At 69.5% G+C, this 14,464-nt stretch carries 17 protein-coding genes; 15 read left to right on the top strand and 2 right to left on the bottom strand.

The features are described 5' to 3' along the window. Window positions 1-52 precede the first annotated feature (52 nt). Both ACSHWB_RS31385 and ACSHWB_RS31380 read left to right on the top strand, forming a co-directional pair. Window positions 53-1,066 (top strand): aldo/keto reductase, encoded by a 1,014-nt coding sequence (locus ACSHWB_RS31385; RefSeq protein ID WP_439656889.1) that lies wholly within the window; start codon window positions 53-55, stop codon window positions 1,064-1,066. A gap of 15 nt (window positions 1,067-1,081) precedes the next feature. Next, the gene (locus ACSHWB_RS31380; protein WP_439656888.1) at window positions 1,082-1,465 is read left to right on the top strand and encodes a VOC family protein; all 384 of its coding nucleotides are present in this window, start codon (window positions 1,082-1,084) and stop codon (window positions 1,463-1,465) included. Here ACSHWB_RS31380 and ACSHWB_RS31375 read toward each other — a convergent pair. Next, window positions 1,451-1,783: a YciI family protein gene (locus ACSHWB_RS31375; RefSeq protein ID WP_439656887.1), complete on the bottom strand. Its 333-nt coding sequence runs from the start codon at window positions 1,781-1,783 to the stop codon at window positions 1,451-1,453. The genes ACSHWB_RS31380 and ACSHWB_RS31375 overlap by 15 nt on opposite strands. Before the next feature lie 170 nt (window positions 1,784-1,953). Here ACSHWB_RS31375 and ACSHWB_RS31370 point away from each other — a divergent pair, with 170 nt between their 5' ends. The 5 genes from ACSHWB_RS31370 to ACSHWB_RS31350 are packed head-to-tail and all read left to right on the top strand — an operon-like array spanning window position 1,954 to window position 6,618. Then, entirely contained in the window at window positions 1,954-3,027 is a 1,074-nt protein-coding gene (locus ACSHWB_RS31370; RefSeq protein ID WP_439656886.1) for a hypothetical protein, read from the top strand. 1 nt (window position 3,028) lies between these two features. Then, entirely contained in the window at window positions 3,029-4,171 is a 1,143-nt protein-coding gene (locus ACSHWB_RS31365) for a toxic anion resistance protein (RefSeq protein WP_439656885.1), read from the top strand. After that, entirely contained in the window at window positions 4,168-5,769 is a 1,602-nt protein-coding gene (locus ACSHWB_RS31360) for a substrate-binding domain-containing protein (RefSeq protein WP_439656884.1), read from the top strand. The genes ACSHWB_RS31365 and ACSHWB_RS31360 overlap by 4 nt, the downstream gene beginning before the upstream one ends. Further along, window positions 5,756-6,322 (top strand): hypothetical protein, encoded by a 567-nt coding sequence (locus ACSHWB_RS31355; protein ID WP_439656883.1) that lies wholly within the window; start codon window positions 5,756-5,758, stop codon window positions 6,320-6,322. The genes ACSHWB_RS31360 and ACSHWB_RS31355 overlap by 14 nt, the downstream gene beginning before the upstream one ends. A 29-nt stretch (window positions 6,323-6,351) precedes the next feature. After that, a complete protein-coding gene (locus ACSHWB_RS31350; RefSeq protein WP_439656882.1) occupies window positions 6,352-6,618 on the top strand; it encodes a cupin domain-containing protein in 267 nt (88 codons plus the stop codon). On the opposite strand, the gene ACSHWB_RS31345 is transcribed toward ACSHWB_RS31350, so the two are convergent. Next, a complete protein-coding gene (locus tag ACSHWB_RS31345; protein ID WP_439656881.1) occupies window positions 6,606-7,442 on the bottom strand; it encodes an IclR family transcriptional regulator in 837 nt (278 codons plus the stop codon). The two genes, ACSHWB_RS31350 and ACSHWB_RS31345, sit on opposite strands and share 13 nt — an antisense overlap. A 110-nt stretch (window positions 7,443-7,552) precedes the next feature. Here ACSHWB_RS31345 and ACSHWB_RS31340 point away from each other — a divergent pair, with 110 nt between their 5' ends. The 8 genes from ACSHWB_RS31340 to ACSHWB_RS31305 are packed head-to-tail and all read left to right on the top strand — an operon-like array spanning window position 7,553 to window position 14,447. Continuing rightward, on the top strand, window positions 7,553-8,206 hold the full coding sequence (locus ACSHWB_RS31340) for an ABC transporter permease (RefSeq protein ID WP_439656880.1): 654 nt from the start codon (window positions 7,553-7,555) through the stop codon (window positions 8,204-8,206). After that, a complete protein-coding gene (locus ACSHWB_RS31335; protein ID WP_439656879.1) occupies window positions 8,199-9,170 on the top strand; it encodes an ABC transporter ATP-binding protein in 972 nt (323 codons plus the stop codon). Before ACSHWB_RS31340 ends, ACSHWB_RS31335 begins: the two co-directional genes overlap by 8 nt. Further along, window positions 9,167-9,916 (top strand): ABC transporter permease, encoded by a 750-nt coding sequence (locus ACSHWB_RS31330; RefSeq protein WP_439656878.1) that lies wholly within the window; start codon window positions 9,167-9,169, stop codon window positions 9,914-9,916. The genes ACSHWB_RS31335 and ACSHWB_RS31330 overlap by 4 nt, the downstream gene beginning before the upstream one ends. Window positions 9,917-9,945: 29 nt before the next feature. Then, complete coding sequence (locus tag ACSHWB_RS31325) at window positions 9,946-10,866, top strand: glycine betaine ABC transporter substrate-binding protein (protein WP_439656877.1); 921 nt, start codon at window positions 9,946-9,948, stop codon at window positions 10,864-10,866. Next, on the top strand, window positions 10,866-11,366 hold the full coding sequence (fae, locus tag ACSHWB_RS31320) for a formaldehyde-activating enzyme (RefSeq protein ID WP_439656876.1): 501 nt from the start codon (window positions 10,866-10,868) through the stop codon (window positions 11,364-11,366). The genes ACSHWB_RS31325 and fae overlap by 1 nt, the downstream gene beginning before the upstream one ends. Beyond that, on the top strand, window positions 11,363-12,256 hold the full coding sequence (locus tag ACSHWB_RS31315) for an NAD(P)-dependent oxidoreductase (RefSeq protein ID WP_439656875.1): 894 nt from the start codon (window positions 11,363-11,365) through the stop codon (window positions 12,254-12,256). Before fae ends, ACSHWB_RS31315 begins: the two co-directional genes overlap by 4 nt. Before the next feature lie 11 nt (window positions 12,257-12,267). Then, the gene (locus tag ACSHWB_RS31310) at window positions 12,268-13,680 is read left to right on the top strand and encodes an NAD-dependent succinate-semialdehyde dehydrogenase (RefSeq protein WP_439656874.1); all 1,413 of its coding nucleotides are present in this window, start codon (window positions 12,268-12,270) and stop codon (window positions 13,678-13,680) included. Further along, a complete protein-coding gene (locus ACSHWB_RS31305; protein ID WP_439656873.1) occupies window positions 13,680-14,447 on the top strand; it encodes an SDR family oxidoreductase in 768 nt (255 codons plus the stop codon). Before ACSHWB_RS31310 ends, ACSHWB_RS31305 begins: the two co-directional genes overlap by 1 nt. Window positions 14,448-14,464: the final 17 nt, after the last annotated feature.

Here is a 14,464-nt window from a genome sequence, read left to right as displayed (position 1 = left end):
GGGTACTGACAGGCCCTGTCACGCGGTCAGGACCAGGGGTTGTGTTGAGGGCATGGAACAGAGGGTTCTCGGAACAACAGGCATCACGGTCAGCTCGCACGCTCTCGGCGCGATGACGTTCGGCAGCTTCGCGATCGCCGACCACGACGAGTCGATTCGCATGATCCACACCGCGCTCGACGCGGGCGTCAACCTCATCGACACGGCGGACATCTACTCGCAGGGCGAGTCGGAGGAGATCGTCGGCAAGGCGATCAAGGGCCGCCGCGACGACGTGGTGTTGGCGACGAAGTTCGGTCTTCCCATGGGCGACGACCCCAACACGCGCGGCGGTGCCGCCCGCTGGGTCAAGCGGGCGGTCGAGGACAGCCTGCGGCGCCTGGACGTCGACCACATCGACCTCTACCAGATGCACCGCCCCGACCAGCACACCGACATCGACGACACGCTCGGGGCGCTCACGGACCTGGTGCGCGCCGGAAAGATCAGGACGATCGGCTCGTCCGCCTTCCCCGCGAGCGAGATCGTCGAGGCCCAGTGGGCCGCCGAGAAGGGCGGCCACCAGCGCTTCCGCACCGAGCAGCCGAACTACTCGCTGCTGAACCGCGGCATCGAGGCCGACGTGCTGCCGACGACGCAGCGGCACGGCATGGGCGTGCTGACCTGGAGCCCGCTGTCCGGCGGCTGGCTGTCCGGCAGGGCCGACCCGACCGCGGGCAGCGCCACGCGCGCGTCCTGGGGCGGCACGTACGACATGTCCGATCCCGCCAACCAGGCGAAGCTCGCCGCGGTCGAACAGTTCTCGAAGCTCGCCGCCGAGGCCGGTGTCTCACTGCCGACGCTGGCGACGGCGTTCGTGCTGGCCCACCCCGGGGTGACGTCGGTGATCATCGGTGCGAGCAAGCCGCACCACCTGACGGATCTGCTCTCGGGCGCCGACTTCCGGCTGAGCGAGGAGCTGCTCGACCGGATCGACGAGATCGTCCCGCCCGGCACGAACGTGCGGCAGAACGACGCCTTCATCCTCACGCCGGTGATTCAGGACAAGCGGTTGCGCCGCCACTGAGGCAAGCTGTGGTGCATGGCCACACCTCCGGTGATCTCGGTGATGCTCATCGTTCCGGACGCTGACGCGGCGGTCGCCTGGTACCAGGCCGCGCTGGGCGCCGCGGAGCTGTGGAACCTCGGCGGCGTCGCCGGTCTGGAGATCGGCGGCGCGCCGTTCTTCGTGCATCAGGTCAACCCCGACAACCCCGCGGAGTCCAGTCCCGGTGGCATCACCAGCGTCCGGGTCGAGCTGTTCACCGACGACCCCGACGGCGTCGTCGACCGGGCCGTGGCGGCGGGCGCTTCCGGTTCCGCGGTCGTGAGCCACGAGATGCCTTGGGGCACGCACCGCCAGGGCGGCTTCACCGACCCGTTCGGCCACCGGTGGTCCGTGGGCGACCGGTCACCCCTGGGCTGACTCGAGCGGCCACACCTCGACGACCCCGTGCGCGACGGCGCACGGGGTCCCGGCCACCATCCGCACGGCCTCCTCCACCGACTCCGCCTCGATGATCGCGAACCCCGCGATCGGGAGTTCGGACTTCAGGAACGGCCCTTCCACCAGGCTCGTGCCGGCGCCGCCGGGATTGCGCACCTGCACCGGCGTCCCGGCGATCCCCATCTCCACTCCGGCCGCTCGCAGGCGGTCGTCGTGCTCGTGCGCCGCATCACGAACCTCTGGCGCCGTACGGTCGTAGTCCGCACGCTCTCCGTAGCCGATCGTCACGAACTTCATCGCTGTGCCTCCTCGAATCGGACTCTTCAGCCATACCGACTCGCGAACCCGGCGAAACTCATCGGCCCGTTCATCGACTGTTCACCTCACGGTTGCGACCACCCACCCCGGCACGGCGTCGAAGTGACGAAAGATCTGTTCTCTGACAGGGCTTTTCGTAGAGGTGGACAGTGAAGAGAACGCTCGGCATCGGCCTCGCGGTAGTGCTGCTCGCAGGCGTCGTGACGGCCATCGTCCTGGGCCAGGGCGGCAGCGAACCGGCCCAGCTCCAGACCGTGCGCGGGGTGATCGGCTCGGAGAAGCTCGCCTTCTTCGCCGACCAGCGGGTCAAGGACGTGTTCGCGAAGCACGGGCTCAAGGTCGAGGTGGACCCGGCCGGGTCGCGGCAGATAGCGACGGCCACGGACCTGGCCCCGTACGACTTCGCGTTCCCGTCGAGCGCCCCCGCGGCCGAGAAGATCCAGCGCGACCGCAAGGCCGCACGCACGTACGCGCCGTTCTCGTCGCCGATGGTGGTCGCCACGTTCGACCCGATCGTCGAGCTGCTGACGAAGGCCGGCGTGGTCAAGTCCGGGCCGGGCTACCCGACGTTCGACGTGCAGGCGTACCTGGCGCTCGCGGCCAAGGGCACTCGGTGGGACCAGCTGCCGGGCAACACCGCCTATCCCGCGCGCAAGAACCTGCTGGTCACCACGACCGACCCGCGTGACTCGAACTCGGCGGCGATGTACCTGGCGATCACGTCGTTCGTCGCCAACGACGGGGTCGTGAGCACGCCGGACGGCGAGGCCAAGGTGCTGCCGGCGGTGTCGAAGCTGTTCCTGGACCAGGGATACACGCAGAGCAGCACCGAGGGCCCGTTCGAGGACTACCTGTCCGCGGGCATGGGCAAGACGCCGCTGGTGCTGGCGTACGAGGCGCAGTTCGTGGACAGGGTGGTGCGGGGCGACTCGTCGGTCCGGCCGGACATGAAGCTGCTCTACCCGGCGCCGACGTTGCTGTCCAAGCACACGCTGGTGCCGTTGCGCGAGAACGGTGACCGCGTCGGGCAGTTGCTGCAGAGCGACGCCGAACTGGGCAGGCTCGCCGCGACGTTCGGGTTCCGCACCGCCGATCCCCAGCACTTCAACGACATCGTGAAGGAGAAGAACCTGACCGTGCCGCAGACGATCGTGGACGTCGTCGAACCGCCCGCGCACGAGACGCTGGAGCGGATGCTCGAAGCGATCGCGAAGCAGTACTGACGTGACCGACTTCGTGCTCACACCACCGGATCCCGTCGAGCCCGTGCCGGTCGGCCGCGCGGCCGGGCTGATCCCCGTCGCCGACGACGCCAAGGCCGAGCTCTCGTCCCGCGCCGAGGCCTTCATCTCCGCACTGGGCGCCGTCGACCCGCAGTCGCCGGACTTCAGCCGGATCGCGGACGAGGCGCTCGTGCTCGGCGAGGCCGAGATGCGGATGGCGGCGCAGATCGCGGGCCGGTTGCTCGACCGCACGCTCGCGTCCGTCTCGTCGCCCCACGGCGCGCAGGTCTCGACCAGCCTCACCGAACTGCGGCGGTCGGTGCGCGAGCTCGACCCGCAGGACCTGTCCAAGCTGACCGGCCGCAAGATCCTCGGATTCATCCCCGGCAGCAACGCGGCGAAGGGGCTGCTGGCCCGGCTGCGGGCCGCCGACGAGCCGGTCAACCGGATCGTGCTGCAGCTGAGGTCGGGGCAGGACGCGCTCCAACGCGACAACGCCGCCATCAAGGGCGAGCGGCAGCGGTTGTGGGACCTGATGACCAAGCTGTCGCAGGACGCCGCGCTCGCCGCCGAGATGGACGAGGCCGTGGAACGGCAGGTCGCGATCCTCGACCTGGCCGAGCCGGGGCGCGCCCAGGCGTTGCGCGCCGACGTGCTCTTCGGGCTGCGGCAACGACATCAGGACCTGCTGACCCAGCTCGCGGTCTGCGCGCAGGGGTACATGGCGCTCGACGTGGTGCGCCGCAACAACGACGAGCTGATCAAGGGCATCGAACGGGCGGTCAGCACGACCGTCACGGCGTTGCGGATCGGCGTGGCGGTCGCGGCGGCACTGGCCGGGCAGCGCGAGGTGATCGACCAGGTCGACGCCGTGCGCGGGCTCACCGACTCGATCCTGCGCTCGAACGCGACGCTGATGTCGTTGCAGGGCGCGGACGTCCAGCGCATCGCCGCCACGCCGGCCGTGGGTGTCGAGGCGGTGCGGACCTCGTTCGACCAGATCTACGCGGCGATCGACGCCATCGACACGTTCAAGGCCCGCGCGGCCGACTCGATGTCCAGCACGGTCTCCGCGCTGGACGCCGAGATCCGGCGCGCCCACGACCACCTCAGCCGAGTCAGGGAAGCAGGGGACCCCGCATGATCCGCCGTCTCATCCCCGCGGTCGCCGTCGTGGCGCTGCTGGCGGGATGTTCCGACTCCGCCGACCCGGCCAGACCTGTCGGCGACGCCACGCCCGGCACCCTCCGCGTCCTCGCGGGCAGCGAGCTCGCGGACCTCCAGCCGATCCTGGACGAGGCCGCCCGCGCCACCGGCGTCAGCGTGAAGTTCAGCTTCACCGGCACCGTCGAGGGCGCCGAGAAGGTCGCGAGCGGCACCGCCGAGCAGGGCTTCGACGCCGTCTGGTTCTCCTCCAACCGCTACCTCGAACTCGTGCCGGAAGCCCAGAAACGGCTCGGCACACCGACCAAGGTCATGTCCTCCCCCGTCGTGCTCGGTCTGCCCGCCGCGAAGGTCGAGGAGCTGGGCTGGGACGGCAAGCGCGTCGGCTGGGCGGAGATCGCCGAGGCGGCCGGGGCGCAGCGGTTCACCTACGGCATGACCGATCCGTCCGCCTCGAACTCCGGCTTCTCCGCGCTGGTCGGGGTCGCGGCGGCGCTGTCCGGTTCGGGATCGGCGCTCGATGCCGCGAAGATCAACGCAGTGGCACCGCAGCTCAAGCAGTTCTTCTCGGCCCAGACGCTGTCGGCGGGCTCGTCCGGCTGGCTGTCCGAGGCCTACCAGCGCAGGGCCAGGGGCGAGGACCCGGGCGCCACAGTGGACGGTCTGATCAACTACGAGTCGGTGCTGCTGTCCTCGCCCGACCCGTTGACGCTGGTCTACCCGAGCGACGGCGTGGTGACGGCGGACTACCCGCTCACGTTGCTCACCTCGGCGTCCTCGGAGGCCCGTGAGGCGCACCAGAAGCTCTCGGACCACCTGCGCGGTGCGGACGTCCAGCGCAAGATCATGGACACCACGCACCGCCGTCCCGCCGTGCCGCAGGTGCAGCTGGACGGGAAGTTCACGGTGAAGGACCTCGTGGAACTCCCGTTCCCCGGCAGCCAGTCCGCTGTGGACGGTCTGGTCACCACGTACTTCGACCAGCTGCGCCGCCCGTCCCGCACGCTCTACGTGCTCGACACGTCCGGCTCGATGCAGGGCGACCGGATCGACGGCCTGCGGCAGGCGCTCGTCGGGCTGACGGGAGCCGACGCCTCGCTCGCCGGCAAGTTCAGCCGGTTCCACGGCCGCGAGCAGGTGACGTTGCTGCCGTTCAGCAGCAGCGCCAAGCCCGCCTTGAAGTACGAGGTGCCGCAGGACGACCCGCAGCCCGTCCTCGACCAGATCCGCACCACCGCCACGAACCTGGACGCGTCCGGCGGCACCGCGATCTACAGCAGCCTGCGCGGCGGCTACGACGTGCTGCGCCAGCAGATCGACGCCGATCCCGACCGGTTCACGTCGATCGTGCTGATGACCGACGGCGAGAACACCGGCAGCGAGAGCGTGCTCGACTTCCAGCTGTTCCACCAGGCCCTCCCGCAGAACCTCAAGGGCATCCCGATCTTCCCCGTGCTGTTCGGCGAGAGCGCGACGAACGAGATGGAACAGGTGGCGAAGATGAGCGGTGGCAAGGTGTTCGACGCCCGTAGCCGTTCCCTCTCGTCGGCCTTCAAGGAGATCCGTGGCTATCAGTAGGTATCTCGCCTCCTGGAAGAACCTGGCCGGCTGCACGGGCGGGCTGATCGGCCTGGGCCTGCACTTCGCCGGGCTCGCGGGCTCCTACTGGATCCTGGTCGTGATCGGCCTCTACGGCGTGGGGGCGCTGGCAGCGCCGCCCGAGCGCATCACCCTCGTGACCGCCCCGGAGGAGGAAGCCGGGGCGTTGCGGGCGGAGCTCGACGGGTTGGTGCAGCGGGTGCGCGGGTTCCGCGTGCCCGGCGAGGTCACGCCGAAGCTGGACGAGATCGCCGAGGTCCTGCGCGGCATGCTGGGCCGCCCGCGCGAGCTGCGCGCCGATCCGGAGGCCCTGCACGCCGTCACCCGGCTCGTCGGCACCGACCTGCCGTTGTCCGTGCAGACCTACCTGAACCTTCCGTGGTGGTACGCCGCCGCACGTGGTTCGGGCGCGGAACTGGTGCGGCAGCTGGACCTGCTGCACGCCGACGCGGTCAAGGTGGCGGAACGGTTCCACGCGGCCGACGCGCAACGGCAGGCCGACCACACCCGCTACCTGGAGGACCGCGGGTAGCCTCGGGATCATGCGGTACGCCGCTGCTGGTGTCCGGCCCGTTCCCCGCGGCCTCGATGCTGGTGGTCGAGCAGCCCTCAGGCGGCACCCCCGAGTGGGAGCTGCACGTCGCGCCGCGCAAGCAGTGGCTGATCGTGTTGAGCGGCAGGGCGGCCGTCACGGTGTCGGACGGCGAGCGGCGCGAGTTCGGTCCGGGAGCACTGCTGTCCTTTGAGGACACCGAGGGCGAGGGCCACCTCTCGACGCCGCTCACGGACGACCTGTCGTACGCGATGTTCCCGCATCAGCCCGCGTAACCCAGCGCGGCCGAGAGGTCCCTGGCGGCGCCGGCGACGATCCGGCCCAGCTTGTCGAGCTGCGCGCCGATCCGTTCCTTGGGCGCCGACACGTTCAGCGCCGCCACGACCCGTGACGTGAAGTCGTGCACCGGCGCCGAGGCCGCGACGACTCCCCGTTCCAGCTCCTCGTCCGAGGTCGCGTAACCCCGCTCGCGCACCCGCCGCAGCTCGGCGACCAGCGAATCCAGGTCGGTGATCGAGTTCTGCCGCGGCGAGGGCTGCTCCAGCACCGCGAACGTCGAGTCGGCCCGCTCCCCCGCCTCCAGCACGCCCTCGTCGTGGCCGTGCTCGGCGTACCAGACGTCGAGCGACCCTGCGTCCCAGTCGCTCAGCAGCGCCCGCCCGGACGGGGTCCGCCACGCCGCCGTCGTCACGCCCTCCCAGCCGGTGGTGTGGAAGCGGTTCGGGCTCAGCTCGCTGAGCAGCGTCAGCACGTTCCCGCCGCGCAGCACGCACAGGTGCGCGGTCTCGCGCGTCACCTGCGCCAGGTGCTTCAGGTGCCCGCGCGCGTTCCACGCCAGCGCGCCCTCGGCGGTCCTGGCGGCCAGCGCGTACAGGCGCGACCCGAGCCGGTAAGCCTGGGAGTCCGGGTCCCGTTCGACGAGCCCGCTCTCGGCCAGCGTCGCGAGCGTGCGCGACACGACGGTCTTGTCCCGCCCGACGAGAGTCGCGATGCGGACGACGCCGAGTCCTCCCGCCTGCACGGCCTCTGGCCGGCCGAGGACCTCCAGCACCTCGATGTCGCGTGCCAGGCCTGCGGAGTTGCGTCGTGATCCCTGCATGGCACGGCACCCTACGAGGCACGTTGCCATATTGCCAACACGTGTTGTGCATAAGACCACGCCAAATCTACCGTTCCCGGCCATCGGCACCGACGCCGAAAGGAGGCCCCGTGTCCGGTTCTCTCGACGTGTTCCTGGCCCGCCGCTGGGAAGACCTCGTCACGCTCACGCTGCACCATCTCGCCGTGGTGGCCCTGAGCCTCGCCATCGCCACGATCCTCGGTGTGCTGGTCGGTTTGCTGGTGTGGGACAAGAACGTCCCGCGCACCGCGGCGCTCACCGCCGCCGGCATCGCGATCACCATCCCGTCACTGGCACTGCTCGCGCTGCTCAGTCCGCTGCTCGGGCTCGGGTGGGCGCCCACGGTGGTGTCGCTGGTCTTCTACTCGCTGCTGCCGATCGTGCGGAACACCGTGGTCGGCCTGCGCGAGGTGCCCGCACACCTCATCGAGTCGGCCAGGGGCATGGGCATGACGCCGACGAAGACCTTGCTCGCCATCCAGCTGCCGCTCGCCTGGCCGGTCATCGTCACCGGCATCCGGGTCGCGGCGCAGCTCACCGTCGGCATCGCGGCGATCGCGGCCTACGTCGCCGGCCCCGGTCTCGGCCTCTACATCTTCAAGGGCCTGTCCTCGCTGGGCTCGGTGAACGCGCTGAACTTCACGCTCACCGGCACGGTCTGCGTCGTGCTGCTGGCGCTGCTCATCGACGGCGCCTTCGTCCTGATCGCCCGCTACAGCACTTCTAGGGGTCTCCGTGTCTGAGCCTGGAGTCGGCATCGAGCTGAGCCACGTCACCAAGCTGTACGCGGGCCAGCAGCAGGCGGCCGTCGAGGACTTCTCCCTGTCGGTCCACCCCGGCGAGCTGGTCATGTTCGTCGGCCCGTCCGGCTGCGGCAAGACCACGACGATGAAGATGATCAACCGGATCATCGAGCCCTCGTCGGGCTCCATCACGATCGACGGCCAGGACGTGCTGTCGTTGGACCCCAACGAACTGCGCCGCCACATCGGCTACGTCATCCAGCAGATCGGCCTGTTCCCGCACATGACGATCGCGGAGAACATCGCCACCGTGCCGAAACTGCTGGGCTGGTCCCGCGAGCGCACGAACGACCGCGTCGACGAGCTCCTGCGCACCGTCCAGCTCGACCCCGCGGTGTTCGCCCACCGCTACCCCAAGCAGCTCTCCGGCGGCCAGCAGCAACGCGTCGGCGTCGCACGAGCCCTGGCCGCCGACCCTCCGGTGATGCTGATGGACGAACCCTTCGGCGCCACCGACCCGATCACCCGGCAGAAGCTGCAGGCCGAGTTCCTCAAGCTGCAGGCCGACATCGGCAAGACGATCATCTTCGTCACGCACGACTTCGACGAGGCCGTCCGGCTCGGCGACCGGATCGCGGTGCTGAGCGAACGCAGCCAGATCGAGCAGTTCGACACGCCCGCGAACATCCTCGCCAACCCCGCCAACGACTACGTGTCGAGCTTCATCGGCCACGGCGCGGGCATCATGCGCCTCGCCCTGATCCCGATCGCCGACGTCGAGCTCGACGCACCGGACGCCACCGCGCCGGCCGTCGACGCGGACGCCTCACTGCGGGACGCCTTGGACCTGCTGGTGGTCACGGGGGCGGAGCGGGTGAACGTGTCCGGGGGTGGCGGATCCCTGACCCACGCGAGGATCTCGGCCGCGCTGACCAAGGCCCGGCAACCGGCGGAGGCGTCATGAGCGCGCAGCCTTCGGCCTCCACTTCCCGCGTTTCCCCGCGCCGCTTCACCACCCCGCTCGCGGTAGCCGTGGCGCTGGCCGTCCTGTTCCTCTGGCTGAGCACCCTCACCCTCGACTCGATCGAACAGCGCACCCTCAACACCACCTACCTCCTGGACCGCACGCAGGAACACCTGATCCTCACCGTCGTCTCGTCCGCACTGGTCGCACTCCTCGCCATCCCAGCGGGAATCGCCGCCTACCGGGTCCGCTCCAAAGCCGTCCGCGCGTTCGTGATCGGCCTGGGCAACATCGGCCAGGCCACCCCCGCGGTGGGCGTGGTGATCCTGCTGGCGATCGTGTGGCAGACCGGCTTCTACACCGCCCTGATCTCGCTGGTCGCCTACTGCTTCCTCCCGGTGCTGCGCAACACCCTGACCGGCCTCGAACAGGTCGACCAGGCCACCCGCGAGGCGGCGAGAGGCATGGGCATGACCCCGCGCCAGGTCCTGTGGCGCATCGAGCTCCCGCTGGCGTCGCCGGTGATCCTGGCCGGGCTGCGGACCGCTCTCGTGTTCTCCGTCGGTGTCGCGACCATCGCGACGTTCATCAACGCAGGCGGCCTCGGCGACATGATCGTCAACGGCCTGAAGCTCCAGCGCTACCCCGTGATCGTCGTCGGCGCCGTGCTCGTCGCCGCGATCGCCGTCCTCATCGACTGGGCAGCCGGTCTCGTCGAGGACCTCGTCCGCCCCCGCGGTCTCTGAAACACACCTTCCGCCGTAAGGAACCCTCCATGTACAAGCGCGCCCTCGTCGGCGTGCTGGCCCTCGGGCTGGCCGCCTGTTCGAGCTCCCCGTCCGCCGACACCGCCGCGAAGACCAGTGATCTCGCGGGCCTGTCCGGCCAGATCGGCTCGAAGGACTTCGCCGAGCAGTACATCCTCGCCCACCTGACCACGAAGCTGCTCAACGCCCACGGCGCGACGCTGGAGGCCAACACGAAGCTGGTCGGCTCGGCGAACGTGCGGCAGGCGCTGGAGAACAAGCAGTTCGTGGGCTACTGGGAGTACACCGGCACTTCCTGGATCACCTACAACAAGCAGACGCAGCCGATCAAGACCGAGCAGGAGCAGTTCGACGCGGTGAAGAAGGCCGACGAGGCCAAGAACATCGCCTGGGTCTCGCCCGCGCCGTTCAACAACACCTACACCTTCGCGGTCCGCAACGAGAAGGCGAAGGAGCTCAACGTCTCGAAGATGAGCGACATCGCCAAACTGCCCGCGAACGAGCGGACGTTCTGCATCGAGAGCGAGTTCTCCACGCGGGACGACGGCTGGCCCGGCGTCTCGAAGACCTACGGCTTCGACGCGGCCAAGGACAACGTGAAGCTGCTCGACACCGGCGTCATCTACACCGCCACCAAGGACGGCAAGGACTGCAACTTCGGCGAGGTGTTCGCGACCGACGGCCGCATCGCCGCGCTCGGGCTGACCGTGTTGCAGGACGACAAGGCATTCTTCCCGATCTACCAGGGCGGCTTCACGCTGCAGGCCGACGTGCTCAAGAGCCACCCGAAGATCGCCGACGTGCTCAAGCCGATGGCGGACAAGCTGACCACCGAGGAGATGCAGAAGCTCAACGCCAAGGTCGACGTCGACGGTGACGAGCCGGACGAGGTCGCGCAGGAGTGGCTGACCGCGCAGGGGCTGATCTGATGCAGATCGGGGAGAGCTTCGTCGGCGACGGCGTCAACGCCGCCCACATCAACACCGTGCTCGGCCACCGCGAGGGACCGGCGGGCACCGCGTGGGCAACGGCTCTGGCGACACCGAGCGAAGGGCACGTCCCGTTCGTCGCGGTGCTGCGGCCCTCGTTGCCGGTCAAGCCGATGACGTTGTTCGTCACCAAGGCCGCGCCCGCGAACGACGACCACGGGCTGCTGATCTGGGGTCCCGCGCAGGCCGGCGTCGCCGCCGGGGTGGCCGACGCGGTCGCCGAGGGCAGCATCCCGGAGCCGGACACCTCGACGCACGTGCTGATCGCGGCGGTCTGGGTCAACCCCGGCGCCGACAACGCGGACACCGTGTACCGCAACAACCGCGAGGCCACGCGGACCGCGCTGGCCAACGGCGCGCAAGACCTGCCGCTTCTCAAGGACGTGCTGGCGGCCTCCCCGAGCAACCCCTTCTACACGCCCCCAGAGGAGAGAGCGTGAGTCTCACCGTCGGTTTCATCGGGCTCGGCAGCATGGGTTCCGGCATGACGCGGAACCTGCAGAAGGCCGGGTTCTCCCTGGTGGTCAACGACATCCGGCGCGAGGCGGCGGACGAGCTGATCGCCGGCGGCGCCAAGTGGACGGACACGCCCGCCGAGGTCGCCGCCGACAGCGACCTCGTCATCACCATGCTGCCCACGCCCAAGCACGTGCACGAGGTCATGAACGGCCAGGCCGGTGTGCTGGCCGGCATGGTCCCGTCCGGCACGTGGATCGACATGTCCACGTCGGTGCCCGAGGTGGCCGAGGAGATCCGCAGGAGGAACCCCGGCCTGCACGTGCTGGACGCGCCGGTCAGCGGCATGTCCGTGGGCGCCGCGAACGGCACGTTGCAGATCTTCATCGGCGGCGGACTCGATGACGTGAACCGCCTGCGACCGGTGTTTGACGCCATGGGAGACCGGGAACGCATCCTGCACGTCGGCGGGCACGGTGCGGGCTACACCGTGAAGCTGATGCTGAACCAACTGTGGTTCTCGCACCTGGTCGCGACGGCCGAGGTGCTGGCGATCGGCGTGAAGGCGGGTGTCGAGCTGGGTGTGCTGCGCAACGCGCTCGTCAACAGCCCTGCGCAGAGCAACTTCGTGGAACACGACGTGCTGTCCGTTCTGGACCACGGCGACTACGACGAGGGCTTCGCGATCGCACTGGCCTGCAAGGACCTCGGCCTGTCGACCGACCTCGCGGCGTCGGTCGGGGTGCCCGCCGAGCTGTCGGCGATCGTCGAGCAGATCTTCCGCCGCGCCCGCGCCAGCTACGGCGACCGGGCCGGCGAGATGACCCCGATGAAGCTCTACGAGGACCTCATCGGGGTCGACCTGAGGCTGTGAGGGGACACATCATGCTCACCAAGTTGTACATCGACGGCAAGTGGCTCGACTCCAGTGACGGCCGCACGTTCGAGGTGCTCGATCCGTCCACTGAGGAGGTTCTGGCGCAGGTCGCCGAGGCCACGCCTCAGGATGGTGTGAAAGCGCTCGACGCCGCCGTCGCCGCCCAGGCCGCGTGGGGCAGGACCGCACCACGAGCGCGTGCGGAGATCCTGCGCAAGGCCTTCGAACTGGTGACCGCGCGGACCGAGGAGTTCGCGCGGCTCATCACCTCGGAGATGGGCAAGCCGCTGGCCGAGTCACGGGCGGAGGTCGCCTACGGCGCGGAGTTCCTGCGGTGGTTCTCGGAGGAGGCACCGCGGATCTCCGGCCGGTTCACGACCGCGCCGGACGGCCGCAACCGCCTGGTCACGGTGAAACGGCCGGTCGGGCCGTGTCTGTTCGTGACGCCGTGGAACTTCCCGCTGGCCATGGCCACGCGCAAGATCGCCCCGGCCATCGCGGCCGGCTGCACGATGGTGCTCAAGCCCGCCGAGCTCACGCCGTTGACGGCCTTGCTGTTCGCCGAGGTGCTGACCGAGGCCGGGCTGCCCGCGGGCGTGCTCAACGTGATCACCACGACCGATCCGGGCGCGGTCACCGGCCCGCTGCTCACCGATCCGCGGCTGCGCAAGCTGTCGTTCACCGGCTCGACCGCGGTGGGCAAGAAGCTGATCTCGCAGTCCGCCGACCAGGTGCTGCGGGTCTCGATGGAACTGGGCGGCAACGCGCCGTTCCTCGTCTTCGAGGACGCCGACGTCGACGCGGCGGCGGACGGCGCCGTGCTGGCCAAGCTGCGCAACGGCGGCGAGGCCTGCGTGGCGGCGAACCGGTTCCTCGTGCACTCCTCGGTCGCGGAGGAGTTCACGGCGAAGCTGGCCGACCGCATGAAGGACTACCCGCTCGGCCCGCTGGTCGACGCCAAGACCCGGGCGAAGGTCACCGACCTGGTCGACGACGCCCTGGACCACGGCGCTCAGCTCGTGCTCGGCGGAGTCGCGTTGGAGGGCAAGGGTTTCTTCTACGAGGCGACCGTGCTGACCGACGTGCCCGCCGACGCCCGTCTGCTGCAGGAGGAGATCTTCGGTCCGGTCGCGCCGATCGTCACCTTCGAGACCGAGGAGGACGCGGTCCGGCTGGCCAACGCCACCGAGTACGGCCTGGTGTGCTTCGCCTACACCCGTGACCTCGACCGGGGTCTGCGGCTCGCGGAGTCGCTGGAGACCGGGATGCTCGGCCTCAACACGGGAATCGTGTCGAACCCCGCCGCGCCGTTCGGCGGCGTGAAGCACTCGGGCATCGGCCGTGAAGGCGGCGCCGAGGGCATCGAGGAGTACCTCGAAACGACTTATGTCGCCATATCTGACCCGTTCGGGAGCGCGTGATGGACTTCGGGTTGGACCTGTTCTCCCTCAAGGGGAAGAACGCGATCGTCACCGGCGGCAACACGGGGCTGGGCCAGGCGTTCGCGCTCGGCCTGGCCGCCGCCGGGGCCGACGTGTTCGTGCCGAGCCTCGTGTCCGACGACGGCGAGACGCAGAAACTCGTCGAGGCGCAGGGACAGCGGTTCGCCGAGATGACCGCCGACATCACGGCGCCGGGTGCGTGCGCGTCCGTTGTGGACGCGTGCTTCGAGCAGTTCGGATCGGTGGACATCGTCGTCAACTCGGCCGGCATCAGCCTGCTCGACGAGGTGGAGAACTTCGACCGCTCCAAGTGGGACCCGATGATCGCGGTCAACCTGACCGCGGCCTTCGAACTGGCCCACGAAGCGACCAGGTACATGATCCCGCAGCGGTCCGGGAAGATCATCAACATCGCGTCGCTGTTCTCGTTCCTGGGCGGCCGCCAGTCCCCGGCCTACGCGGCGACCAAGCACGGCATCGCGGGGTTCACCAAGGCCTACTGCGACGAGCTGGCACAGCACAACATCCAGGTCAACGCGCTGGCTCCGGGCTACTTCGCCACGAAGATCACCGAGGCCACCCGGTCCGATCCCGAGACCAACCAGCGCGTGATCGACCACATCCCCGCCGGCCGCTGGGGCGACCCGAGCGACCTCATGGGCGCACTGGTGTTCCTCGCCTGCCGCGCCTCCGACTACGTCAACGGCCACACGCTCGTGGTCGACGGCGGCTATCTCGTCCGCTGACTCTCTCTTCGAAGGCA

The sequence above is a fragment of the Lentzea sp. HUAS TT2 genome (genome assembly GCF_051853195.1).
In the GTDB taxonomy this organism is placed as follows: domain Bacteria; phylum Actinomycetota; class Actinomycetes; order Mycobacteriales; family Pseudonocardiaceae; genus Lentzea.
The sequence above is the reverse complement of the archived record's forward strand: the minus strand, read 5'-3'. Positions and strand labels throughout refer to the sequence as shown.